Annotated in this window: 1 protein-coding gene; it reads right to left on the bottom strand. The window is 50.2% G+C overall.

The annotated features are described in order from the left end of the window. Positions 1 to 949: type VI secretion system tip protein TssI/VgrG (gene tssI, locus V2H77_RS00415; RefSeq protein ID WP_341497225.1), on the bottom strand; the 949-nt coding region annotated here is incomplete at its 3' end. Positions 950 to 988: the final 39 nt, after the last annotated feature.

Raw genomic sequence — 988 nt, 5'->3', positions numbered from 1 at the left:
GCCACCCATGATGCGTGACCGAGATCACCTGCCAGCGGGCGTTCATGGATTCTATGGGATGGGATTGCAGGGTAAAAATTTTGCCCGGCCGAAGCCGGATGCAGTGGGTTTTGGCGGTGCCGACTTTGCTGTAGTTTTGTAACTGCTCCAGCCGCAATCGGGTGAAAGATTCTCCTTCCGCATCCCGCTGGAAACGCCCGTAACTTTCAAACACCGAATCGTACCCGCTATCGTCGTCGGCTTGCTTCTGATGCTCGAGCGCATATTTGGGGTTCAGAAAATTATGGTCTTTCTGAACCGTACCATTCGGGCACAGGTATTCGCCATAACTCCACTGGTACGCTGTGGTATCGGTCTCGTCGGTTTCAGGGTGAGTATTGTAAGTGAGCTGGATATCCGCCTGCATGCCCAGATGGCAATCACAGAACAACATCTGTTTTTCCTCAAACCAGAAGACCATGCCCTCTTCCGCCGCCAGCCGACACCAAAAATCATAGGCCGATTCACGTTTTTGCGTGGTGTATTCCCGTTCGGTATAGTGTTTATAGAGCGTATCGCGGACAAAGAGAATACGGTGCTCTTTCAGCAATTTCGCTAAGATTTCAGGTACGGACTGCCAATGGAAAATACGGCTATCCTGATTCAGCGTCATCAGCCACATATCGGGGCGGATAGTGAAAATATAAAAAGTGCGACGGCCGTCGGTATTACCCTGTTCAGCGCCGGCTATCAAACCGTTAATGGTCCGTTCGGCCACGCCATTACGGGTAATAGTCAAGGATGCACGGCGACCCAGTTGGTCATTCAGGGGAATATCGTCACGTGAACTCGCCACCTTTAATGTCAGGCTATAAAGCTGTGATAGCTCTTCCTGCAAGGTAAATTGCGATACCTGAAAAGTTGTCTGGGATAGTGCGCCAATTCGGCAGGTGAAAACTAATCCATCCATATTTGAAACCTTACACAATTGAACCATGATCCTGCAGCG

It is taken from the genome of Photorhabdus sp. P32 (assembly GCF_038085095.1).
Lineage (GTDB): Bacteria > Pseudomonadota > Gammaproteobacteria > Enterobacterales > Enterobacteriaceae > Photorhabdus > Photorhabdus luminescens.
This window is presented reverse-complemented; position numbering and strand designations above follow the sequence as displayed.